We start from the raw sequence: 23,050 nt of genomic DNA, 5'->3' as shown, positions 1-23,050 counted from the left end.
AGGCCCTGACTCCGAGACGCGCTTACCGCACCGTCCGCAACCGCTCATAGCGCGCTGGTCTCGAGGTCGCAGGGTCCTGGCTCGCCGGAGTGATCAGACGATTGTGAGGCGCCGGCGTGCGGGACTGGCCTCGGCCAGGATCGATGACGCATACTCCGAGTCGGCGAAGCCGGCCATGTGGGCGACGTCGGTGCGTGTGAGTCCGCGTTCGAGGAGTGATTCGACGAGGTGGGCTTGGAATCGTGGGGTTTCGAGCGGGATGAGTTCGGAGCCGGGCTCGGTCTTCTTCCATCGCCTGGCATTGAGGGTTTGGTAGAAACGCTTCCGGTCCTCGGCGGTCGCGAGTCCCAGCCGGTAGGCGCGCTCGAAGAGTGCTTGCATTGATACACCCCATTGCTGCTTGAGGTCGGCGAGTCGGCCGAGCGCGAAGCCTCCTGATTTGAGAAGGGGGCGGATTTCCACTGTGGGCATGAGGAATTCTGCGGCGAACGCGTTCGCTTCGTCCTCTGCGTCGACGGATGGGGTTTGGTTGTGCAGCACGAGGTGTCCGAGTTCATGGGCAAGCGTGAGACGTCGCCGGTCTGCTGGTGCGCGTTCATTGAGACTGATCACCGGCCAGGAGCCGATCCATTGCGACATGCCGTCGACACGTTCGGTTCCGTAGTCTTCGATGATCACGATCGCGCCGGCTGCTTCGAGCCATCCAACGAGGTGTTCGACTGGACCGAGGGGCATGCGCCATTTCTCGCGGACGAAGATTGCTGCGGCGTTCGGTGCGATCTCGCTGGGGTCGTCGAACGTTGGGATCTGGAGCTGGGGAGTGATGTCGATGTCGTCGACCAGCATTGACCAGTGCAGTCGATGCAGGTTGAGACGGGCTTCGAGATCCTTCCAGACCGGGGGGCTCACGGTGCTCTGTCGGCGCATGTGCGCGGTTGAGGAGACCATCGGGAAAGTGCGTTCTCCGGCGCGCAGGAAGCGGCCAGTAACACCGAGTGCGCGGGCCAGGGCGTCGACGATGGCGTCGGACTCAGGTGCACGCAGTGAGGCCTCGTAGCGAGACAGTGCTGCCTGGGTGATCATGCCGTCGAGGGCAGCGATCACGTCTTCCTGGGTCATACCCGAGGCCCGGCGAGTCATACGGAGCATGTCGCCGTTCCAGCTCATCGTCCGTCCTCCTCCTTGCGTTCCGTGCCGAATCCGAACAGGTCGATGGCTGGCATGTCGGGTCGGACCGGCGGTGTGATGCTGATCGGGGCTGCCGCGGTTTGGTCCCGGCCGAGCTCGACGGTCCAGAGCGCTTTTGCGCGCAGTCCTCGACGATATGAGAGGACGGCCGGGCCGATCTCCCTGAGCTCTTTGTCCCATCTATATCCGGCGGCAAGGTTGATGGTGGACAGCCCGTCGAGCGTGATCGATCCGCCCCAGTGTGCGATCGCACCGGCGGTCGGGTAGGACTCGATTCGGTTGCTTACGTCGTGGCGTTTGCAGCGCAGCACGACCCGCTGCCTGACGATGAATTGCCGGGTTGTTCCGCGTTCCTTGAACACCACGTCATCTCTGCCGTCAAGTTCGGTGATCATGTGATGGACGAATCGATCATTGATGCGGTTGGCAATGCCTCGAGCCGATGCGGTCGCGATCTCATCGGATTCGCGTCGCCACCGCTCGAAGTCGTCAGCACTCAGATCGCGCGCGTTGACGACCGCGCTCAGAACGCCTTGGCCGAGAAACTCGGCAATCGACTCGGCTGACGCATCTAGGATCATTCGAAAAATATACCACGAAATATACCGGTGGGTATGCACTCGTCGAGGGCGTTCGAAACTGGGTGGGCGGTCGCGGTGGTCCGTCGCTGCTTGTGTTGGGCGAGAGCAGCGCGCACGATAGTGCCGTGGAGAACGACTCCGAGTTGAGGCGTTCAGGCGGTTCTGCGTCTGAGCCGGGGGCGTCGCTGCCGTTCTCTCGCGTCGTGGAAGAGCTCCGGTCGATCCTCGGCGCGCGACTCGTTGCCTATCTCGGGGGTGTTCGTGAGACGCGGACGGTCCGCGGCTGGGCGGAAGAGGACGAAGCTGTCGAGTCGGCGTCGGCGGATGTGGTTCGCCGGTTGAGATCGGCACATGCGGCCGCCGTATTGGTCGGCGAACGATTCGACCGTCCGACGACGTCGAGCTGGTTTCAGGGCATGAACCCCTCGCTCGGCGACCACGCGCCGGCTTGGGTCTTGCTGCATCGACCCGCCGCGGAGGCTGAGGCTGCGGTCATTCAAGCTGCGAAGGCGTTCCTCGCAGACGGCTGACAGCGTCAATGGCGTGGTTAGCGCGGGAGATCGGGGAGATGTTCGGCCGCGGCGAAGTCTCTGGTGCGAGGTGCGGGCGAGGAGCGGGGCGGCGGCGGATTCGGTCGGACGTTCTTGCTGTCGAGATGCCGGAGCAGGCAGGCTCGGTGGGTTCGCGCGGCGGCGACGAGGGCGCGTCGCATGGTGCAGGCGCGTGAGGTGCGGCGGGTGCCGACCATCCCGTGCGCGGCACGGATTGCTTCGTTGACGTGATGAATGATCGTGTCGGCTGCCGGCAGGCTGTGAGCCGGCGACTGGCTGTCGACGACTATGGCGATGACTGAGGTGAGGTACTCGGCTTGGTGGGCTCGGGTCCAGCGATCATCGAGGAGGTATGCCAGGAACAGCGGGTCGGTGAGAACCTCGGTGACTCGCACTGCTTCTGGAAAGATCCAGAAGAAGTCGGCTGGATCTTCCGGGGTGCCCGTGCCCGTGAGGGCGGTACGCCGCTCGGTGAGGCTCGGGAGTCCCGCGTCTTTTGCCCAGTCACGAAGCAGGTGACTGGCAAGTTGCAGCTCCCCGGTCTCGAGGCCGATGCCACGTGTGGTGAGGTGCTTGCGGAGCGCGAGTTCAGCTCGAACATACTCAGGGACAGCGGCAATGTTGACGTCGAGTTCGTTGTATCGCCATTGCCGGTGTTTGGTGCAGATCGGTCCAGCCCGGTGTTGGACGACTGCGTCGCCTCCGTGGGCGCACCGTCGGCATGCAGGTTGTTCGGCGGGAGGGCGGCAACAAACGGTACAGGTGTTGAACTTCCAGTTCGCATGTGGGCAGCGGCGCGGGAGGAGATTTCGGGTCCGCGATCGGAGGAACCATCCGTCTTCGAGCCCGCCGACGGCTTCAAGCAGGTACGGCGCCTTGCCTGCCGTGGGCTTAAAGGGAAGGGACGGGTCTGTCCCGCGGAGGTGGGACCAAAGGTTGGCTTCGCTGAGAGCGTTGGCATTGGCGAGTCGGTGGAGGTAGCTGATTTCGGTCTCGCCCTCCAGGGGGCGAATACGGATGGGGAGTTCACGGAGTGTCTGCATCATTCATGCCGCCCCAGTGTTCTTCCGTGTTCGCGCGGGCTTGGAGGGCGGGACGATGCCGTGGTCGCGGAGTACGGCGGGGGTGAGTCGTTCGGTGCCGGTGCGGATGGCGGTCAGTGCGCACCCATGAAGGGCATCGGCGAGTTTTCCGATCGAGCCCCCGCTGCGGGCAAACAGCGGGCCGGCGAAGGTGAGTATGTCGCCCGGACGTTGCCGAATCAGGCTGAGCGTGTCTTCGAAGTCGATGAGGAGTTGGTCCCATTCGGCGCGCCCCTGTTGCGAGTTGCGTGTGAACGGGGTCATTCGGTGGCTTTGGAATCGGTCGGCGATCTGCCGACCGCGGATGCCGGAGAACAGGCCGCTCTTGTCGAGGTTGATGCCGGAGTAGATGAACGTGGCGGGGCATTTCTCGGAGAGCTGTTTCAGCGCGTCTGAGGCTTCGGCGGCGGGCTGCCGGCCGAGGTCGAGGTTGTGGATTTCGTCGACGATCACGAGTTCTGTTCTGACCCGGGTCATGACGCCGGCGACGGTGCTCATGATCTCGGTCTTTGAGATTCGGTGCCCATGGGGCAGGCCGAAGAAGTCGGCGAACTGCACGAGCATGTCTTTCGAACCGCAAGATGGTGGAACGGTGACGTACACGACCGGGATCATGCCAGGCATTCCTGCGGGGTGCTGTTGACGGCGACGGCGTCGTTCATGGTCGCGTCCGATGCGGAGCACCGTGGTGGTCTTTCCGAGGGTCGCTTCTCCGGTCACGATCAGGCCGTGGCGGGCGTAGGGTTTGAACTCGTTGAGGTAGATCCGGTCGCGGGCAGCTTTCAGTATCGACGCGAGTTGCGGTGTGCGGATCACTGCAGATTCGAGCATGTAGGTGAGCCGGGTGCGTTCGTATGTGTCGCGTTCATGTTGGGTGAGTGCGTCGAATTGTTTGGGCGAGAGGACCTTGGGTCGCTGCGCGGGGCTGTCGGTGAATTTCTTCCAGCCCTCCTTTGTGGAGAATGGCCACGCGGGTTGTGGGTTGGGCTGGGAGCTCATGCGGTCGCCCGTCTAGTCGTCCTCGAGGAGCCCGAATCGGGCGGGGGTGATCGGGGTGACCGGTGCAACGTGGCCGGGTGGCTCGGCCGCCGGTGGTTCGGTGTCGTGTTGGGGCGGGTTGCCGTGTTCGTTCAGGCGCATGGTGTCGCTGGCGATCGCATTGCTTTTGGCGACGGCGCGGCGCGTGCGCCGATCGCCTGAGGCGCCACGGCTGAGGATGTCGTTGACGTGCGCGAGTCGTCGTGCTTCTTCGTTGCTGTCGCGGTTCAGGAATCCTGGCGTTCGTGCCGCAGCCCAGACGTCGCTGGACATGGGGCCGGTGACGTTGGCGTTGACCCATTGGAGGGGCAGCCAGGTGTCGTCCGCGGGGAGCCACACCGTTTGGACGTTGTAGGGGTCGTAGTGGATCGGCCACTTCCCGCCCTGGCCCGGGTAGGGGGACTTCATCCGGCGCAGCGTGGTGAGGGCCTCGGAGTCGTAGGTTCGGTGGTCGATCGTGAGGCCGTAGGCCTGCACTGTGCGCCAGACGACGGGCATGAGGCTGAGGTAAGTCTCGGTGTCGAAGGGGATGTGCAGTTCTGGGGCGATGCGCCGATAGGCGCGGGCCATTTCGTTGGGTGAGAGTTTCACGGACGGAAAGAGCGGGTCGCGCAGTCCGTCGTGTGGACGGTTCTGCCACTCGACGATGACCCACTCGTCGAGAAGGGTTTGAAGTTGCGGGAGGGAGAGCACCCCGGCGGAGTCGACCTGTGTTCCGCGGTATTCGACGCCTCTTCCGACGTAGCCGGTCAGGTGCTGAGTGAATCCGGTGTTGATCGACTTGAATGCCCGCTCGACCTTCGCCTTGTCGGTCGGGGTGTACGGGGCGGAGAGGTTCAGTGAGATGCCAAGCCGCTGACATGCGTAGCGGAAGTGCTCGGAGACGAAGATCCGGCCGCGGTCCGTTGTGATGGTGTCGGGGAAGATGTATGGCAGTTGGCGCCGGTAGTGGTCTAGGTCCTCTTCGCCGAGTAGCGGGTGACCGGGGAGGGAGCCTGCGACGAGGGCGCGAGTCTCGACACGTCCGCCGGGGCGAAGGTCATATGGGACGAGGGTTCGCGCGAGAGCGACCACGAGATCGATGCTCTTCGTGGCGATGGGTCGCACCACGGCGGCGACGATCGATCTGGTCGCGACGTCGAGCATGATCGTCAGTTCCGGTCGCACGCGTGATCCGTCCGACAGTTGGACAAGGACATCGAGCTTCGTGCTGTCGATCTGGACTTGCTCGCCGGGTCGAGATGCACCCACGGGTGTGAACGGGCGTTCAGGGCGGTTCGCGAGCGAGTGGCGTGTCCGAGCCGACCCTGTTATGAATTGGCCGCGGTCCATTTCGTCGATGATTCGGAAGCACGTGGCACGGCTGGGAAACGGGACCTCACCGTCACCGAATCGCTCGTCCAGCAGCCGCCGGGCACGGTCGAGGATGCGGGTCTTTGTACCGGTCGATTCGTGCTTCTGTGCATCAATCACTTCAGCCAGTGCCGCAATCACTCGTGGGTCAGTTCGCTTCCGAGTCGCCGCCCCGCCGCTGACCAGTCGCCGGTCGACCAATCCTGCTGCGCCGAGAGTGCGGTAGGCTGTGAGTTTGTTGTAGAGCGTGCGCCGTGTCAGGGTCCGGCCGTGTGCAGCGATCGTGTTGATGCACTGTTGGTACGGGACGCTGCGTGACGTGCCGGCGGCGTCAGCGATACGGAGTTGGAGCTCCAGTTCGTCGAGGCAGGTTGTCCAGAGTTGGATCTCGGCGAGGCGGGCGGCATCGAGGTGCTGCAGCCCGGCGAGATCATCGCCGACGGCCGAGTCTGCGTGTTGCGCTGGATGTTTGATGATCGAGCGGTGGTTGAGTTCCTCGAGGAGCACTTCCTGTGCTTGGCCGGTGCTGGGATCACGCAAAAGGACGGTCCGGTCTGAGATTGAGACGACGCGGAGTTTCTCGCCGTCGAGCTCGACATGCTCACCAATCTGGACCCTCACGACGTCGTCCCCGCATGGCCAACCTGGCAGAGCGTCGCAAGGGAAACTGGCCTACTCAAATCGATGTCGATTGCTCCGTGCCAAATCAGCGAGTACGCAGCCGCCAGGCCCGCCGCTCTGTCGCTGGATCCGAGTCGGCTCACGATCTCTTGGAGGCTGATGGGCTGCGCACTGAAGCGCCGTAGCGCGCGGAGTTGATCTGTGGTCGCTGTGTACTCATCGGCTCTGTATCTGGCGAGGAAGAGCAGGTTCTTGACGAGCATGGGATCCATCGCCGGGATCAGTCGGTACTGGAACCCCATCTGCTTGCAGAGGTCATTGGTGCGTTCGAAGACATCGGCACTGTGGTCATCGATGAGGTGCTCGGGACGCACATCGATCACGGCACCATCGCCATTGTCATAGCGAACGAAAAAGTCGGGTGCGTGTGAGTCGGCCCCGCCATCCTTCGGCCAGCAGATCCACATCGGTTGGCTCGAAATGCCGATGATATGAGGGTCCCGGTCAAGGAGCATGAGCGCTGTCCGCTCGGTGAGCGACTCGAACCCGACGTGGCGTCGATTCGTCGCCGTCCAGTAAAAGCCCGAGTAGTTTCGTTTGCCACGCCACGACGGGAACGATCGAACCGGTGCCGCGTTCTCGAACTCGACGTGTTGAGCGTCCCGCGCATCAATGCGGTGCGTCTCGCCATCGTGGAGATACATGATCTGGGTGAAGTACCCGAGCGACTCGCTACGGGCTCTACGAAGCTGGGCGGTCATGGTCAGCGCTACTCCAGATCGAGGTGAAGAACGAGTACATTCGCCCTCCTTGTCGCTCCCCGAGTATCGGTAAACCTGACACGTTCACTGTCCCAGGGACAGCGCCGCGGCGCACCCGCCGCGCCGCGTTTTGGAAAAGTTCCGTGAGACATGGAAGCCCAAATGAGACAGTGGAAAAGTTTCGTGAGAATTGGAAAAGCTAGGTGAGACCGGACACGGCGGCATCCTGAGCAAAAAATAACAGAACGATAACTAGCGCCTGTTACCGATCCGTTATATATTCGGAAGTGCGCCGACTGTTTGCTGTGGCAGGCGGCGTGGAATGTGATTGCAGGACACTCTTGGTGCAAGGGAGAGGGCCGGTCGTCAGCCTCTACGACCGGCCCTCAACCGATTCTCGGTCCCGCCACTCGAGGGGCAGCGCCCAGCGCCGTCAGCCTCTACGACCGGCCCTCAACCGATTCCGGCAGTCGGTCGAGCGGACCGTTAGCCGATTCTCGGCCCCCGCTTTCTCGCCGCAGTTCCCTATTGTTGGATGAGTCCACGAGTTGCTTGTGGAACGAATCACGACGAAGGGGCCTGGCATGGCAGATCGTGCGATCACCGTCGCCGCATGGGAGTCGCTGTTCCGTGCCCAAGTCACGATCATGCGCGCACTCGCGGCCGAGTTTCCGAGCGAGGTCATCTCGCTCAACGAGTACGACGTGCTGTTCAACATCACGCGTGCACCCGGTCGCCGGTTGCGACTGAAAGACCTGAACCGCAACGTGCTCATCACGCAGCCCAGCGTGAGCCGTCTCGTCGATCGGCTCGCCGCACGCGGCCTGATCACGAAGCTCCACGATCCGAGCGACGGGCGCGGCACGATCGTCGCCATCACCGACGAGGGGTTCGCACTCTTCCGGCGGGTGGCGATCTCGCACATGGACGCCATCAACCGACAGTTCGGCGACACCCTCTCCGAAGCAGAGCTGCAGACGCTCGCCGACCTCTGCAATCGCCTGCGCCCCGACGTCAGTCGCACGCCATCAGACGAGTCCGCGAGCTGACACCGCGCATGGGTTGACGGCGGGACGGGAACCCTACCTCCCGCCCCACCGCGGTCTCCGTGGAGACCCTCCCGCCGAGCGACCCGAACTGGACTCGGCGAGCTTCTCCCGGTGGTCACGCGCAGGCGCGATCACGCGACTCGCCGGTGCAGCACGAGAAGGTCGGTCGGGTCCGACACGGGTCTGCTCGCATCGTAGTCGTCGGTCTGACATGCGGATACTGCCCCGATCGGGGGGCGAGCGTGCGCCGGCGAGTCGCCTCGGCCTCAAGGCCAGTCGACGGATGCCTCGTACTCCTCATGCCGGCGCAGGTACGCGGCGATGAAGGGGCACTCGGGCACGATGCGCTCGCCTCGGGCGACCGCGTCGCCGAGCACGAACTTCGCGAGCTTGCTGCCGAGGCCGCGTCCTTCGAACTCGGGCAGCACCACGGTGTGGGTGAACACGATCACTCCGTCGTGCCGCCGGTACTGGGCGAATCCGGCGCGTTCACCGGCGAACGAGAGTTCGTAGCGGTTGCGGTCATCGTTGCGGACGATTTCGACGATGTCGGTGGCCATGGCGTGACTCTACCCGCGCCGCCCGAACGCCCCTCCGTGATCGACGACTGCCGCGGCGTCGACGCACCGTGCCGATCGCCGGTCGCGGCGAGTGCCGACGGGCCGTTCCCTCGGGCTCGAGATGTCGGTATCTTCGAGCGGAACTCCAGATCACCCGCGTCGAGGCCGACACGCGCCGCACCGAGCGTGGGCGCGAGCCGAGCTCCGAGCCGGGGCGACGGATGCCTCGAGTGCGCGTCGCGACATCCGTCATGCCGTGGTCGTGGCGTGCGCTGTGTTCGTGGTCTGCGACGTCGTCGTGCTCATCCTGACCATGCGCTGTCGCGGTCGCGACGATCAGCGCGATGAGCCACGCGAAGACGAGCGTGAAGGCCACGATCTCGAACACCGTCAGGTTGAAGATGCCGAAGCCGTCGTAGGCGACCATCGCGGCCACTTCGACCCCGAGCGAGCCGTAGGAGAAGCACACGAACGCCCGCGGCATGCGCGATGCGAAGAACTGCACACCGAGGCACAGCGTCGCGAAGGCGGCGGCAGCTCCGACGGCGAAGGCATTGTGCAGGTCGGTGGCGCTGTCGATCGGCACGACGCCAACCCCCATGAGGCACACCCCGACGAGCGCGATGAGCGTCTGCATCACCGCGCGCGCACCGGGGCGCAGGCCGAACCGCGCGCCGACGAGTGCGCGCGTGAGCGAGCCCGAGAGCCCCGCGATGCCGAGGCCCGACACGATGATGGCGACGTTGAAGCACGCTGCCGCGAGATCGTTCGAGGTGCCGAGGGTGCTGAAGTTGCGCGTCCACCACTGCCCGGTCGGGGTGATGCTCATGCTCGCGATACTCCCCGCGGCGAGCAGCATCGCCACCAGGTTGAACGTGCGGTACACCTCGTGCTCGATCGCGCGGCGGTGCAGGCGGAAGGTGCCGATGCCGAACACCGCCCCCAGCACGACTCCGGCCAGTCGGTGCCCGCCGGGCAGCCCGTCGAACGCGGCCGCGGTGAAGTGCACTCCGAGCACGGCGACCGCCGCCCAGGCGAGGCCGTTGGCGATCGCTCGTGGTTCCGCGCGCAAGGTCGGCAGGCCGAGCCGCACCATGTCCGCGAGACCCGCGCGCGATGCCGATGCCACGATCAAGCAGACACCCACAGCGGCTCCGCCGAGGAGTGCCGGCACCATCCACATCGCATCGATCGGGTGCTCAGCGGCAGAGGCTGCCCGGGGATCGAGTGCCCGGTAGAGCACGATCGACACGGCCACGGCGATGAGCACCGCGTAGACCCGGCGCATGAGCGCGGCCGGCCCTCTCGAACGCGCACTCGACGGCCGAACGTGCCCCCCACGGTCGGCCGAGCCGGAACGAATCATGCGCTGTGACAGAACGATCGCCCGGCAGAACAATGCCAGATCGAACCCGGCGTACGAACCCCTCATTATCCGAACTCTCGATGACGGGAAATCAGACGTGAGGCGAGCCTAACCGCCCCATGGCCCCGCCGTCACGCGCTTGATGGAATCCCGACCGCGACGTTCAGCCGCTTCCCAGCTCATGATAGGCCCGCGTCGAGCCGATTCATAGCGCGATCGAGCACCGGAACGTCTGCGCGAGCGATCGCGCGAAGAGGCAGCCTCGGCCGAAAACACGAACGGCCCGCCGAAGCGAGCCGTTCGATTACTGTCTCAACCAGTGTGCGCCCGGAGGGATTCGAACCCCCAACCTTCTGATCCGTAGTCAGATGCTCTATCCGTTGAGCTACGGGCGCATAGGCTGTCGCCCGCGCGACATTCGCAATCAGGCAACCACGTAACTCTAACGCACCGGCTCAGATCTCGCCAATCGAGGGCCCTCGCCTCACCCGGTCACGTGATCGGGCCGCAGCGAGTCGAGCGCGGTGAGTTGACGACGGTTGGCGACCTGCCGGTACGAGGTCTCGATGAGCTCGGCGATGAGACCCCAGTCGGCATCATGAGCGTCGAGGTCGAGCCCGACCCAGTGGTTGCGGTCGTAGTAGGGCGGGCCGAAGAAGCGCGCGTCTTGCACGAGCGCGAGGTGCTCGACCGGATCGGTCTTCAGCACGATCGAGAGCGGGCGCTCCATCGACGCGCTCACATGCACGAAGATCGGCTTCGCCGCCCGGAACGTCGGCCGCCCCCATGCCTCGACCTCGACCGCTTCGGGCAGTTCGAGGCAGAGGGCGCGCACGCGCTCGACGAGCGGATGCCGCGGATCGACGACTCGAGGATGCTCCACGTCGCCCACGCTACGCCGCACCGCCGACACCACGCGAGCCGCAGCATCCGCTGCCCTCGCTGTTCAGCCCTTGACCGCGCCGCCGAGGCCGGCGGAGCGCAGGAAGACGCCTTGGAAGAGGAGGAACAGCACGACGGGGATGAGCGTCGAGATCGCGAGCGCCGCGAGGAACACATCGAGCTCGATCGACCCCTGCACCGCGGGCAGTCGCACCGACAGCGGCTGCACGGCGGGATCGGGCAGCACGAGCATCGGCCAGAGGAAGTCCTTCCAGGCGGCGATGATCGCGAACACCGACACCACGCCGAGGATGGGCTTCGACATCGGCAGCACGATCGACCAGAAGAGCCGGAACGGCCCCGCGCCATCCGTTCGCGCCGCCTCGAACACCTCTCGCGGCAGCGCGTCGAAGAAGCGCTTCACGAGCAGGATGTTGAAGGCGTTCGCCGCGGCCGGCAGCCACACCGCGAGGTAGTTGTTGAGCAGCGACACGTCGCCGAGCAGCGGCGGGTTCACGATCGTCAGGTAGAGCGGCACGAGCAGCACGACCGCGGGAATGAACATCGTCGCGAGGATCGCCCCGTTCAGCACCGGCCCGTACTTCGGCCGCAGCACCGACAGCGCATAGCCGGCCGTGGTCGCGACGAGCAGCTGGAACAACCACGACCCGGCGGCGATCACGATCGTGTTCCAGAAATACTGGTCGATGTGCACCTCGACCCACGCCGACTGCAGGTTGGCCCAGTCGATGCCGTTGGGCCAGAGCGCGAGCGGTTGTCGCAGGGTGTCCTGCGTCGGGGTCACCGCGGACTTCGCGAGCCACAGCAACGGGCCGAGCCCGGCGACGACGAGGCCGACGAAGAGCACGAAGTGCACGCCGCCCATGCCGAGGCGCACGCCCCGCTTCTTGCCGTCGAAGTCCGAGACGATGCCGCGGTCGCGCGCGTCGTCGGGTCGCGTCGCCCTGCGGCCCTTCAGCGAGAGCCGGGGCAGACGGATGTCCCGTGCGGTCGGTGTCGTCGTCATCAGCTGCTCCAACGGTTGGTGAGCCTGAAGTACAGCCAGCTGAGCAGTGCCAGCACGATCGCGAGCATCACGCTGAGCGCCGTCGCCTCGCCGTAGTCGCCGCCGAGGCTGTTCTGGAAGGCGTAGCGGTAGATGAGCAGCAGCACGGTGACGGTCGCGTTGTTCGGCCCGCCGCCCGTGAAGAGGAACGGCTCGAGGAAGACCTGCGCGGTCGCGATCACCTGCAGGATCAGCATGATGAAGAGGATGCCGCGGAGCTGCGGCAGGGTGACGTGCCAGATCTTGTTCCAGATGGAGGCGCCGTCGACCTCGGCCGCGTCGTAGAGCTCGGGCGGCACGCTGAGCAGCGCGGCGAGGTAGATGATGATCGCCCCGCCGGCGCCGGCCCAGGTCGCCTCGAGCACGAGCGACGGCATCGCTGTCGCCGACGATTGCAGCCACGGTTGGGCGGGCAGGCCGAACCAGCCGAGCACGGTGTTGAAGAGGCCGGTGGGGCTCGCGTCGTAGAAGACCTTCCAGAGCAGCACCGCGACGACGGGCGGCACGACGACCGGCAGGTAGGCGAGCGCGCTGTAGAAGCCCTTCGCGCGGCGCACCTCGCTCATCAGCACGGCGACGAGGATGGGCAGCGGAAAGCCGAAGAGCAGGGCGAGTGCGGCGAAGTACAGCGTGTTCAAGATGGCGGTGCCGAGCAACGGGTCGCTCAGCACGGTGACGAAGTTGTCGAGGCCCACCCAGGTGGGTGCATCGAGCAGGTTCGTCTTCTGCAGGCTCATGATGATCGACTGCACGATCGGCGACCAGCTGAAGATCGCGAAGACGACGAGCATCGGCGCGAGGAAGACGAGGGTCGAGAGGCCGCCGCCCCGCACCCAGGTGCGGAGGTTCCGCGGCCGCGTGCGGCGCGGCGGAGTCGCGGCAGGAGCGCTCTCGACTGCGGACTGAGCCGCAGCGGGCGGTTTCGCAGTGATGGTCATCAGGTTCCTTCGAGAGAGTCGCCGGTCGAGTAGCGCGGAGCGCGTATCGAGACCCGGGGGGAGGTCTCGATACGCGTCCTCCTTCGTCGGGCGCTACTCGACCGGCGAGTATCGAGCTACTCGTCGAGCAGGGCTTGCGCTTCGGCGTCGGCCTGCTCGAGCAGGGCGTCGATGTCGGCGTTCTGGTCGGTGAGCACCGCCTGCACCACGGGGTCGAGCAGCGCGTAGATCTCCTGCGTCTTGCCCTTCGGCTCGCCGACCGGGGTCTGCTCCCAGATGCCGTCGATGAACGGTGTCATCTGGTCGCGCGGCACGTTGATGAACGGCTCGATCCAGACGAGCGACTGCTCGTAGGCCTCGCGGTTCAGCACCGGCAGCAGCGGAGTGCCGACGGCCTGGTCGCTCGCGGCGAGCGTCTCGGCGTCGAGCACCGCTGCATCCTCGTTCAGGAGCTTCTGCATGTAGAACCAGTCGATCCACGTGATCGCCGCGGACTTCGTGCCCTCGTCGACCGTCGGGCTCACGACCGCGATGTCGCCGCCGCCGAGCGTTCCGCCCTCGTTCTCGATCGGAATCACCGTGAGCCCGTAGTCGTCCGGGTTCAGCGAGAAGTCGCGAACGAGCGCCGTGTAGATGTCGGAACCGGTCGTGTACATGCCGATGTTGCCGGCCGCGAACTCCTGGTTGATGGTGCCCCAGTCGAGCAGGAAGTTCGACCCGAGCGAGTTGTCCTCCCACCGCAGCGCCTTCAGGAACTCGAGCGATTCCTTCGTGCCGTCGTTCGCGATCGTCGAGGTGTACGTGCCGTCGCCGTTGTCCTCCTGGATGCTGCCGCCGCGCGCCGCGGATGCCGCAGTGAGCTGCCAGCCGCCCGTGTTGTTCTGGGTCATCTGCATGTACCCGGCCTTGCCGGTCTTCTCGGCGATGGTCTTCGCCGCGTCACGAACCTCGTCCCACGTGGTGGGCGGGCTGTCGGGGTCGAGCCCGGCGGCCTCGAAGAGCGTGCGGTTGTAGTGCAGGCCCATGGCGTAGGCCTGGCGCGGGAACCCGAAGATGCGGCCGTCGGCGTCGGTGACGCCGTCGAGCAGCACGGGGTTGAAGCTGTCGGTGTAGCCGAGCTCCTCGATCTCGTCGGTCACGTCCATGAGCTGGCCGTTCTCGAGCAGCGTCTTCGAGTCGGTGAACGGCACCGTGAAGACGTCGGGCAGGCTGCCGCCGGCGAGCTGCACGGCGAAGGTGGGGCCCTCCCATTCGTATTCGACGCCGATGACGTCGATGTCGGGGTTCTGCTTCTCGAACTGCTTCTCCTGCTCGGCGAACGCGTCGTAGGCGGCCTGGTCGGCGCCGGGCGGGAACGTGGCGACGCGGAGTTCGACCTTGCCGCTGTCGCCTCCCCCGGAGCTGCAGGCGGCGAGCGCGCCGACCATCGCGAACGCGGCGATGCCGGCGATCACGACCTTGCGTGGTGACTTCATTGTCCAGTCCTTTCGGTGCTGTGTTCAGGTGTGCTGCGGAGGTGCGCCGGGCGGGTGGGCGCCGCGGCCTCGACGGTCAGGCGCTGCGGTGCAGCCACGCCGTGGAGTCTGGGGGCAGCAGCCCGCCGTCGAGCGGGGCGCTCGCGAGCAGGATGCTCTCGTGTTCGGGAAGTGCGACGGAGCGGTCACCGAGGTTCGTGACGCTGACGAAGCGTTCGCCGCGGTGGAAGGCGAGCACGCCGGGCTCGGTCTCGAGCCAGGTGAGCGCGCCGTCGCCGAGCGCGGCTTCGCGCTTGCGGAGCCGGAGCGCCTGCCGGTACAGCCACAGCATCGAGGCCGGGTCGGCCTCCTGTGCCTGCACGGTGAGCTTCGCCCACTCGGCGGGCTGCGGCAGCCAGGGCGCGTCGACGGTGCCGTTCAGACCTGGCTCGGGCGGACTGAACCCGAACGGCGCCTCGGTGCCGCGCCAGGGCAGGGGCACGCGGCATCCGTCTCGCCCCGGGTCGATGCCGCCCGAGCGGAAGTGCATGGGATCTTCGAGCACATCACGGGGCAGCTCGGCCTCGGGCAGGCCGAGTTCATCGCCCTGGTAGAGGTACAGCGAGCCGGGCAGGGCTGCGGTGAGCAGGGCGGCCGCCCGCGCGCGCCGGATGCCGCGGTCGAGGTCGCTCGGCGTATCGAATCGCTTCTTCGCGAACGCGAACGAGGAGTCCTCGCGGCCGTACCGGGTGACCGGGCGGGTGACGTCGTGGTTGGAGAGCACCCACGTGCTCGGCGCGCCGACGGGCGCATGCGCCGTGAGCATCAGGTCGATCGAGTCGCGGAGCTCCGCGGCATCCCATGACCGCGACATGAAGTCGAAGTTGAACGCCGTGTGCATCTCGTCGGGCCTGAGGTAGGCCGCGAAGCGGGCGGCATCCGGCACCCACACTTCGCCGACGAGCACCCGGCTGCCCTCGTAGGAGTCGGCGATGCGCCGCCACGCGCGATACACCTCGTGCACCTCGTCGCGGTCCTCGGTGGGGTGCCCACCGGGCGCGACGTCGACCGGCACCTCGGGCAGTGCCGGATCCTTGATGAGCAGGCCCGCCGAGTCGATGCGCACACCCGCGACGCCGCGGTCGAACCAGAACCGCAGGATCTCCTCGTGCTCGCGGCGCACGTCGGGGTGGTTCCAGTTCAGGTCGGGCTGCTCGGGGGTGAAGAGGTGCAGGTACCACTCCCCCGGCGTGCCATCGGGATTCGTCGTGCGGGTCCACGTGTCGCCCTGGAAGTTCGAGACCCAGTTGGTGGGCATCAGGTCGCCGTTCGGCCCCTTGCCGGGATGGAACCAGAAGCGCTCGCGCTCGGCCGAGCCGGGGCCCGCCGCGAGCGCGGCCTGGAACCAGGGGTGTTCACTCGAGACGTGATTCGGAACGACGTCGATGATCGTGCGGATGCCGAGCTCGAGCGCCTCGGCGATGAGCTGCTCGGCGTCGTCGAGGGTGCCGAAGGTCGGGTGGATGTCGCGGTAGTCGCTGACGTCGTAGCCGCCGTCGGCGAGGGGCGACGGGTACCACGGGTTGAACCAGAGCGCGTCGACACCGAGCTCCTTCAAGTAGCCGAGCCGGCTGCGCACGCCGCGGAGGTCGCCGGTGCCGTCACCGTCGGAGTCGGCGAAGCTGCGCACGTAGACCTGGTAGATCACGGCGCTGCGCCACCAGAGCGGGTCCTCCACGAGTGCGGCGGGAACCGGGGCGGAGGCTTCCGTGAGGTGCATGGTCACGCTGCGTGTCTCCTCGAGTCGACGGGGCGGAGGCGCCGTGTCGAGGGGAGACAACAGCGTCGATGTCCGTCAACGTAATGAGAGCAACAGAATGATGCAACTATTCAACAAATCGACATCAGTTTGCGATGATTTGCGTGGAATTGCGGCATCGGCTTGCTTGAATCACGCAAGCGGCGCGCGGCGACTCAGCGTGGCGCCGGGGCCGTCGACCCGCGCACGACGAGTTCGGGAGCGAAGAACACCTCGTCGCCGATCGTGCGCTCGCTCGACATCTGCCGCATGAGCAGCTCGATGATGGTCTTGCCCATGGCCTCGATGGGCTGACGCACGGTGGTCAGCGGCGGCTCGGTGCAGTTCATGAGCGCCGAGTCGTCGTACCCGATCACCGAGACGTCGTCCGGCACCCGGAGCCCCGCCCGCCGAACCGCGCGGATCGCGCCGAGCGCCATCGGGTCGCTCGCGCAGACGATGCCCGTGACGCCCGCCGCGAGCAGCTTCGTCGCCGCCGTCTGTCCCGATTCGAGCGAGTAGAGCGAGTGCACGACACGGTCGTCGCCGAGTTCGATGCCGTGCCGCTCGGCCATGCGCAGGGCGGCCTCGTGCTTGCGCTGCGACGGGATGTGGTCGCGCGGGCCGAGGAGGATGCCGATGCGCTCGTGGCCGAGTTGCACGAGATGCCCGAACGCCTGCTCCATCGACGTCGCGTCGTCGCACGAGACCGTGGCGAACCCGAGCCCGTCGACCGGCGCGCTCACGAGCACCGTCGGCAGCTTCAGCTCGCGCAGCCGCTCGTAGTGCTCGTGATTCGCGTCGGCCTGCGTATAGGCGCCGCCCGCGAAGATGACCCCCGAGACCTGCTGGTGCAGGAGCAGCTCGACGTAGTCGGACTCCGAGATGCCGCCCGCCGTTTGGATGCAGAGCACCGGGGTGTACCCGTTCTGGGCGAGGCCGCCGCCGATCGCCTCGGCGAGCGCGGGGAAGATCGGGTTCTGCAGCTCGGGCATGACGAGTCCGACGAGTCGCGCGCGCTCACCGCGGAGCTTCGTGGGCCGCTCGTAGCCGAGCACGTCGAGCGCGGTCAGCACGGCATCGCGCGTCGAGGACGAGACGCCGGGCTTGCCGTTCAGCACCCGGCTGACGGTGGCTTCGCTGACCCCGACCTTGCGCGCGACATCCGCGAGTCTTCTCGACATGCCCAAATGCTACGGGAGCGAACGCAAGAACTCGACAAGCGGACCGGATGCCTCTTCCGAGGTGTCAAGCCCTTGTCGCGGCCGCGCGGGCGGCGCCACGATCGAAGCGTGCACCGAGGAGGCGTGATGTCGAGAACCCGCACCGAGACACGTACCGCTCCCGCTCCGGGCGTGGGGCGCTGGTTCCACGAGCACGCCCTGTTCCTGGTGTGCATGGCGATCTTCGTGCTGTGCCTCGCCGGCATGGCCGTGACCGGGCTGCAGGTCTACAACGAGGAGCAGCTCGAACACGGCGCGACGGCGATCCCGTTCAGCGACTACTTGCGCTCCGGCCACTTCATCGAGGCGACCTTCGAGAACTGGGAGTCGGAGTTCCTGCAGATGGGCGCCTACGTCGTGCTCACCGTGTTCCTCTTCCAGAAGGGGTCGTCGGAATCGAAGCCCATCGGCGAGCGCACCGAGCAAGACGAGGACCCCCGGCACGCGAGGATCCACCCCGACACCCCCTGGCCGGTGCGCAAGGGCGGATTCATCCTCGTGCTCTACGAGAACTCGCTCGCGATCTTCTTCTTCGTGCTCTTCGGGCTCTCGTTCTGGCTGCATGCCGTCGGCGGCGCCGAGGTGTACTCCGAGGAACAGATCCAGCACGGCCTGCCCGGCGTGGGCGTCTGGGAGTACCTCGGTACCACCCAGTTCTGGTTCGAGTCGATGCAGAACTGGCAGAGCGAATTCCTCGCGGTGGCGGCGATCGTCGGGGCGTCGGTCTACCTGCGTCAGCGCGGTTCTCCCGAGTCGAAGCCGGTGGCGACCGCCCATCATGAGACGGGCGCCTGAGCCGGGTCAATCCCCTGGCGGCGGCCGCACGGGCGTGCCTAACGTGAGACGAGCGGATGCCGCTGCACCCGCACACCCGAAAGGAGCCCCTCATGGGCGAGCCGCGAGGGCGGACCCCCGATACCCTCACCGATCCCGACCGAACCGACTACGACGACGTGGTGCGCCGACGCATCCGCGACCTGCCGCCCTCGAGCGGCGAGGGCCCGTCGCTCAGCGATCCCGACGCACGCCGACGTGACGGCGACCCGCTGGACGCGCACAAGCCCGGCCTGAAGCGCGACGATCCGCTCGATCCCGATGGCCATGTGATCTGAACCGGCGACGGGCCGCTCCCCTTCAGCTCCGAGAGAACAGGGTCAGGGCTTCAGCACGACCTTGATGCATCCGTCGGCCTTGGCCTTGAACTGCTCGTACATCTCGGGCGCCTTGGCGAGCGGCACCCGATGCGTGGCGAGATCCTCGAGGCCGAGCGGGTCGTCGTCGGCTTCGGCGAGCGGCAGCAGTTCGGGCAGCCAGCGCTGCACGTTCGCCTGCCCGAACCGCATCGTCAGCTGCTTGTCGAAGATCGTCATGAGCGGCATCGGGTCGAGATTGCCGGCGTAGACCCCCACCACCGACACCGTGCCGCCGCGGCGCACCGCCTCGATCGCGAGGTGCAGGGCCGCGAGGCGGTCGACGCCGGCCTTCGTCATCAGCGGCTTCGCGATGCCGCTGGGCAGCGCCCCGACGGCGTTCTGCGCGAACGCGGTCGCGGGGTTGCCGTGCGCCTCGAGCCCGACGGCGTCGATGACCGCGTCGGGCCCCCGGCCTCGAGTCGCCTCGCGGATGCGACTCAGCGTCTCGTCGTCGAGATCGAGCACGGCCGCGCCGTAGCGCTCGGCCATGAGCCGTCGCTCGGGAACCGGATCGACCGCGATCACCTGCAGACCCTCGTGCACCGCGATGCGCACGACCATCTGACCGATGGGTCCGAGACCGAGCACCGCGACCGACCCGCCGGATGGCACGCTCGCGTAGCGCACGGCCTGCCACGCCGTCGGCAGCACGTCGGTGAGGAAGAGGTAGCGCTCGTCGGGCAGGTCCCGGCCCACGACCTGGGCGTTCGCGTCGGCGAGCCGAACCCGCAGGTATTCGGCCTGACCGCCGGGCACGCGCCCGTACAACTCGGTGTACCCGTAGAGCATGGCGCCGGTGCCGTGCTCGGTGTTCTGAGTGGTCTCGCACTGCGTGCTCAGGCCGCGGGCGCACATGCTGCAGGTGCCGCACGCGATCACGAACGGCACGATCACGCGATCGCCGACCAGCACGTGCTGCACCGCCGAACCCACCGCTTCGACGACGCCCATGGCTTCATGGCCGAGGATGTCGCCGCGGTGCATGAACGGACCGAACACGTCGTAGAGGTGCAGGTCGGAACCGCAGATCGCCGTGGAGGTGACGCGCACGATCGCGTCGGTGGGCTCGACCACCGTCGGATCGGGAACCTCGTCGACCTCGACGGAACGGGCGGAATGCCAGGTGACGGCTCTCATGCCTTGTTCTTAGTCGCGACCCCGCGCGAACTGCAGGGGCTTGACAGCGAGACAGTCGGATGCCGCCGTGCATGGGCATGCCGGCGGCGGCTAGAGTTCGGGCATGGGCAAGTTCATCTACAACTCCTCCTCGCGCGAGATCGAGATCGACGACCGTACGCTCGCCCACCTGCGCGTGGCCATCCTCAACAAGCTCCGGCGCTCCGAGAGCTTCGCGATGACCTGGGAACACGGGGTCGAGAACGGCAGCGGTCGCACGACGATCTGGCTGCACGAGTCCATCCCGCTGCAGTTCGTCTTCAGCGGCAATCGGCCGCCCGTGCTGAACCGGCTCTGGGTCGAGCAGATGCTGCTCTCGGCCAACAGCACCGCCGGTCTGCACTTCGTTCCCGAGCCCGCCGAGAGCGAGCAGTTCGAGGGCGAGTAGCCCACGGCCCGCTCTGATAGCAGCCGCCCCAGCACGGGGCAAGCCCCTCGCGGCTCGTGAACGGCCTGCCTACCGTGACTGGGTGGGCGCCGAACGCGCGCCCGAACGAGGAGGCACACCATGAGCACCACAGTGACCGCGACGACCGAGGTCGAGGCTCCGGTGCGGGTCGCATACAACCAATGGACGCAGTTCGAGTCCTTCCCCGAGTTCCTCGGCGGCGTCGACGAGGTTCGGCAGATCGACGACGCGCTCACGCACTGGGTCGTCTCGATCGGCGGGGTGAAGCGCGAGTTCGACGCCGAGATCGGCGATCAGGTGCCCGACGACCACGTGGCGTGGTCGAGCATCGGGGAGGTGGTGCACCGCGGACGCGTGCGCTTCACCCCGGTGAGTGCCGATCGCACCCGCATCGACCTCGAGATCGAGTGGGAGCCCGAGGGCTTCGTCGAGGCGGCCGGCGCCGCCCTGCAGCTCGACGACATGCAGGTCAAGCGCGACCTCGCTCGGTTCAAGGACTTCATCGAGGATCGGGACCGCGCGACCGGAGCGTGGCGAGGCGAGATCCACGGGGGCGACACGACCCCGACGGGTGGTCTCTCGGCAGGTGGAGCGATGCCGTCGGACGATGCGGTATTCGGAACCGATCCCGACCTGCGCCCGTAGGCGACGCGGCCGCGTCGTCAGGCTTTGACCGACGCGCTGCCGCTCTCGACCTCTTGCACATCGACACCGACCTGCACCGGCTGGCCATCGTTCGTCGGGATCGGGTCGGTGTCGAGCTGCTCGGGCACGAGCTTGATGCCGCCGGTGCTGTTCGCAGACCGCATGAGGTCTTCGATCCACTGCCGGCTGAGTTCGGGGCCCTCGGGCTCGTCGAACACGAATCGCAACGGAATGGAGGCGTGCAGCCACAGCGTGCTGCGACCCCGAGGCTGATCTTCGGCATGCTTCCACGACAGCGTGAATGACTCGCCCCGGCGAAGCCTTGTCGTGATGGCGATCTTCAGGTGCGCGAGAGCGCGGTCCTCGATGCCGATCGGGGTGCCGGAATCTCCGTAATACAGGGTGCCCACCCTGACAGCATACGGGCTGGACACACGAAACGGGCGGCCAGATGGCCGCCCGTCCGGTGCGAAGCTGCGCGGAGTCAGACCGTGCGGTTCCCGCCGATGTACCGCACGAGGAAGACGATCACGGCGATGACTGCCAAAGCGATGCCGACCCAGATGAGAAAGTTCAGCGTGGGCACGACGCCGCCGGTGATCAGCAGCACGACCGCGGCGATGGCGATGATGGCGACGAGGATGTTCATGATCACTCCTTCAGGTGTTCCGCCCCGTGATCGACGGGTACGGAGGACGGTTCGCACCCGGTAGGCAGAACCTCGAGGCGGGGCTACGCCTCGTGCCCTCGACGCTATGGGAGGCCGCGATCGCGCGGCTAGGGGTTGACCCTCGTTCGCGGGGCGTGGTACCCGAGCGTGCTCGCCGAGCGCTGCACCAATGCCTGTCAATCCCCTGCCACGGTGCGGTGCCGACGCGTACCGTGGCCGGTGATTCGAGGAGGATGCACATGACCGAAGACCAGCTGATCGATCCGACCACGAAGCACACGACCGACCCGTTCCCGAAACAGGAGCAACAGCCGCCAGGGCTGACCGATCGGATGTCACCGCTGCCCGATCACGGCGAGCAGAGCTACCGCGGAAGTCGCCGGCTCGAGGGCCGGCGTGCGCTCATCACGGGCGGCGACTCGGGGATCGGCCGAGCTGTCGCGATCGCCTTCGCGAGGGAGGGTGCGCACGTCGCGATCGCCTTCCTGCCGAGCGAGCAGGCAGATGCCGAAGAGACTGCCAAATGGGTGTCGGATGCCGGCACCGATCCGCTGCTGTTGCCCGGCGACCTGCGCAGCGAGGCGCACTGCAAGGAGCTCATCGAGCACACCGAGCAGGCGTTCGGCGGCATCGACCTGCTCGTGCTGAACGCCGCACACCAGCGCAACCGCGGCGGCATCGACGAGATCCCGACCGACGATTTCGAATCGGTCGTGCGCGTGAACCTGTTCGCGCCGGTGTTCCTGGCCCGTGCGGCGGTGCCGCTCATGGAGGCCGGGTCGAGCATCATCACCACGACGTCGATCCAGGGCTTCGACCCCTCGTCGGCCCTCGTCGACTACGCCATGACGAAGGCCGCGCTCGTGGCGTTCACGAAGGCGCTCGCCGAAGAGCTCGGGCCACGGGGCATCCGGGTCAATGCCGTCGCGCCCGGCCCGATCTGGACTCCCTTGATTCCCGCCACCGGGTGGCCCGACAAGCTGCCGGAGTTCGGGCGCAACACCCCGCTCGGGCGCGCCGGCCAGCCTGCCGAGCTCGCCGGTGCTTACGTCTACCTCGCGTCGGATGACGCGTCGTACGTCTCAGGCGCCGTGCTGCCGGTCACCGGCGGACGCGGGTTGTAGGACGCGAGTCGGAGAACGCGGGTCGGAGAACCAGGAACGAGAGGAGTACAAATGCCCGGACGCAAGAACGCATCGCTGAAGGACCCGGAGCTCTACGAGGAGCTTCGCGACGACGGAGCCTCGAAGGAGAAGGCGGCCCGCATCTCGAACGCGGCGGCCAAGCAGGGTCGAAGCGCCGTCGGTCGCAAAGGCGGCAAGCACGGCGATTACGACGACTGGACCGTCGACGCGCTGAAGAAGCGTGCGAAGGAGCTCGGCATCACGGGCTACAGCGGCAAGCGCAAGGCCGAGCTCATCTCGGCGCTGCGCAACCACTGAGCGC

Annotated in this window: 25 protein-coding genes and 1 tRNA gene; 8 read left to right on the top strand and 18 right to left on the bottom strand. The window is 66.7% G+C overall.

From position 1 onward, the window contains the following. Positions 1–93: 93 nt before the first annotated feature. Positions 94–1,167 (bottom strand): helix-turn-helix domain-containing protein, encoded by a 1,074-nt coding sequence (locus H521_RS0100770; protein WP_022891123.1) that lies wholly within the window; start codon positions 1,165–1,167, stop codon positions 94–96. Beyond that, the gene (locus tag H521_RS20670; RefSeq protein ID WP_022891122.1) at positions 1,164–1,769 is read right to left on the bottom strand and encodes a hypothetical protein; all 606 of its coding nucleotides are present in this window, start codon (positions 1,767–1,769) and stop codon (positions 1,164–1,166) included. Before H521_RS20670 ends, H521_RS0100770 begins: the two co-directional genes overlap by 4 nt. Before the next feature lie 125 nt (positions 1,770–1,894). On the opposite strand from H521_RS20670, the gene H521_RS20665 reads away from it, so the two are divergent. Beyond that, positions 1,895–2,299 carry a hypothetical protein gene (locus H521_RS20665; RefSeq protein ID WP_022891121.1) on the top strand — a complete coding sequence of 135 codons (405 nt, stop codon included), beginning with the start codon at positions 1,895–1,897 and terminating at the stop codon, positions 2,297–2,299. 17 nt (positions 2,300–2,316) lie between these two features. On the opposite strand, the gene H521_RS25655 is transcribed toward H521_RS20665, so the two are convergent. The 4 genes from H521_RS25655 to H521_RS20650 are packed head-to-tail and all read right to left on the bottom strand — an operon-like array spanning position 2,317 to position 7,175. Next, entirely contained in the window at positions 2,317–3,366 is a 1,050-nt protein-coding gene (locus tag H521_RS25655; RefSeq protein WP_156891227.1) for a TniQ family protein, read from the bottom strand. Beyond that, the gene (locus H521_RS20660; protein ID WP_022891119.1) at positions 3,367–4,401 is read right to left on the bottom strand and encodes a TniB family NTP-binding protein; all 1,035 of its coding nucleotides are present in this window, start codon (positions 4,399–4,401) and stop codon (positions 3,367–3,369) included. A gap of 12 nt (positions 4,402–4,413) precedes the next feature. Further along, entirely contained in the window at positions 4,414–6,414 is a 2,001-nt protein-coding gene (locus tag H521_RS20655; protein ID WP_156891226.1) for a Mu transposase C-terminal domain-containing protein, read from the bottom strand. Beyond that, the gene (locus H521_RS20650; protein ID WP_022891117.1) at positions 6,411–7,175 is read right to left on the bottom strand and encodes a TnsA-like heteromeric transposase endonuclease subunit; all 765 of its coding nucleotides are present in this window, start codon (positions 7,173–7,175) and stop codon (positions 6,411–6,413) included. The genes H521_RS20655 and H521_RS20650 overlap by 4 nt, the downstream gene beginning before the upstream one ends. A gap of 584 nt (positions 7,176–7,759) precedes the next feature. On the opposite strand from H521_RS20650, the gene H521_RS0100735 reads away from it, so the two are divergent. Continuing rightward, positions 7,760–8,224 (top strand): MarR family winged helix-turn-helix transcriptional regulator, encoded by a 465-nt coding sequence (locus H521_RS0100735; RefSeq protein ID WP_022891116.1) that lies wholly within the window; start codon positions 7,760–7,762, stop codon positions 8,222–8,224. Between the two features lie 266 nt (positions 8,225–8,490). Here H521_RS0100735 and H521_RS0100730 read toward each other — a convergent pair whose 3' ends face one another. The 9 genes from H521_RS0100730 to H521_RS0100690 form a co-directional block, all read right to left on the bottom strand. Further along, complete coding sequence (locus tag H521_RS0100730; RefSeq protein WP_026481741.1) at positions 8,491–8,784, bottom strand: GNAT family N-acetyltransferase; 294 nt, start codon at positions 8,782–8,784, stop codon at positions 8,491–8,493. Continuing rightward, positions 8,747–10,072: a hypothetical protein gene (locus H521_RS24770; RefSeq protein WP_022891115.1), complete on the bottom strand. Its 1,326-nt coding sequence runs from the start codon at positions 10,070–10,072 to the stop codon at positions 8,747–8,749. Before H521_RS24770 ends, H521_RS0100730 begins: the two co-directional genes overlap by 38 nt. A 400-nt stretch (positions 10,073–10,472) precedes the next feature. Beyond that, positions 10,473–10,545, bottom strand: a tRNA-Arg gene (locus H521_RS0100720). Positions 10,546–10,634: 89 nt separating this feature from the next. Beyond that, positions 10,635–11,033: an MmcQ/YjbR family DNA-binding protein gene (locus H521_RS0100715; protein WP_026481740.1), complete on the bottom strand. Its 399-nt coding sequence runs from the start codon at positions 11,031–11,033 to the stop codon at positions 10,635–10,637. 63 nt (positions 11,034–11,096) lie between these two features. Next, positions 11,097–12,059 carry a carbohydrate ABC transporter permease gene (locus H521_RS0100710; protein WP_022891113.1) on the bottom strand — a complete coding sequence of 321 codons (963 nt, stop codon included), beginning with the start codon at positions 12,057–12,059 and terminating at the stop codon, positions 11,097–11,099. Beyond that, the gene (locus tag H521_RS0100705; protein WP_022891112.1) at positions 12,059–13,036 is read right to left on the bottom strand and encodes a carbohydrate ABC transporter permease; all 978 of its coding nucleotides are present in this window, start codon (positions 13,034–13,036) and stop codon (positions 12,059–12,061) included. The genes H521_RS0100710 and H521_RS0100705 overlap by 1 nt, the downstream gene beginning before the upstream one ends. A gap of 116 nt (positions 13,037–13,152) precedes the next feature. After that, a complete protein-coding gene (locus H521_RS0100700; protein WP_022891111.1) occupies positions 13,153–14,511 on the bottom strand; it encodes an ABC transporter substrate-binding protein in 1,359 nt (452 codons plus the stop codon). Between the two features lie 76 nt (positions 14,512–14,587). Further along, positions 14,588–16,270, bottom strand: a complete 1,683-nt coding sequence (locus tag H521_RS0100695) for a glycoside hydrolase family 13 protein (protein WP_051159145.1) — start codon at positions 16,268–16,270, stop codon at positions 14,588–14,590. A gap of 194 nt (positions 16,271–16,464) precedes the next feature. Beyond that, positions 16,465–17,472: a LacI family DNA-binding transcriptional regulator gene (locus tag H521_RS0100690; RefSeq protein WP_022891109.1), complete on the bottom strand. Its 1,008-nt coding sequence runs from the start codon at positions 17,470–17,472 to the stop codon at positions 16,465–16,467. Positions 17,473–17,598: 126 nt separating this feature from the next. Here H521_RS0100690 and H521_RS0100685 point away from each other — a divergent pair, with 126 nt between their 5' ends. Together H521_RS0100685 and H521_RS0100680 are read left to right on the top strand one after the other, a co-directional pair. After that, complete coding sequence (locus H521_RS0100685; protein ID WP_022891108.1) at positions 17,599–18,306, top strand: DUF6766 family protein; 708 nt, start codon at positions 17,599–17,601, stop codon at positions 18,304–18,306. A gap of 92 nt (positions 18,307–18,398) precedes the next feature. Then, positions 18,399–18,623 (top strand): hypothetical protein, encoded by a 225-nt coding sequence (locus tag H521_RS0100680; RefSeq protein ID WP_022891107.1) that lies wholly within the window; start codon positions 18,399–18,401, stop codon positions 18,621–18,623. 42 nt (positions 18,624–18,665) lie between these two features. Here H521_RS0100680 and H521_RS0100675 read toward each other — a convergent pair whose 3' ends face one another. Next, positions 18,666–19,841, bottom strand: a complete 1,176-nt coding sequence (locus tag H521_RS0100675; RefSeq protein ID WP_022891106.1) for an alcohol dehydrogenase catalytic domain-containing protein — start codon at positions 19,839–19,841, stop codon at positions 18,666–18,668. Between the two features lie 103 nt (positions 19,842–19,944). Here H521_RS0100675 and H521_RS0100670 point away from each other — a divergent pair, with 103 nt between their 5' ends. Continuing rightward, positions 19,945–20,268 (top strand): DUF7882 family protein, encoded by a 324-nt coding sequence (locus tag H521_RS0100670; protein ID WP_022891105.1) that lies wholly within the window; start codon positions 19,945–19,947, stop codon positions 20,266–20,268. A 120-nt stretch (positions 20,269–20,388) separates the two neighbouring features. Then, entirely contained in the window at positions 20,389–20,934 is a 546-nt protein-coding gene (locus H521_RS20640; protein ID WP_022891104.1) for an SRPBCC family protein, read from the top strand. A 17-nt stretch (positions 20,935–20,951) separates the two neighbouring features. Here the strand turns inward: H521_RS20640 and H521_RS20635 are convergent, their stop codons facing one another. Next, positions 20,952–21,344, bottom strand: a complete 393-nt coding sequence (locus H521_RS20635) for a DUF7882 family protein (RefSeq protein ID WP_022891103.1) — start codon at positions 21,342–21,344, stop codon at positions 20,952–20,954. Between the two features lie 74 nt (positions 21,345–21,418). Next, entirely contained in the window at positions 21,419–21,583 is a 165-nt protein-coding gene (locus H521_RS26030; RefSeq protein ID WP_169513953.1) for a hypothetical protein, read from the bottom strand. Positions 21,584–21,843: 260 nt separating this feature from the next. Between H521_RS26030 and H521_RS0100650 the strand changes: the two genes are divergently transcribed. Together H521_RS0100650 and H521_RS0100645 are read left to right on the top strand one after the other, a co-directional pair. Continuing rightward, on the top strand, positions 21,844–22,728 hold the full coding sequence (locus H521_RS0100650; protein WP_026481736.1) for an SDR family oxidoreductase: 885 nt from the start codon (positions 21,844–21,846) through the stop codon (positions 22,726–22,728). Between the two features lie 51 nt (positions 22,729–22,779). Next, complete coding sequence (locus H521_RS0100645) at positions 22,780–23,046, top strand: DUF7218 family protein (protein WP_022891100.1); 267 nt, start codon at positions 22,780–22,782, stop codon at positions 23,044–23,046. The last annotated feature ends 4 nt before the right edge of the window (positions 23,047–23,050 follow it).

The organism is Agromyces subbeticus DSM 16689 (assembly GCF_000421565.1).
GTDB classification, from domain to species: Bacteria; Actinomycetota; Actinomycetes; order Actinomycetales; family Microbacteriaceae; genus Agromyces; species Agromyces subbeticus.
The sequence above is the reverse complement of the archived record's forward strand: the minus strand, read 5'-3'. Positions and strand labels throughout refer to the sequence as shown.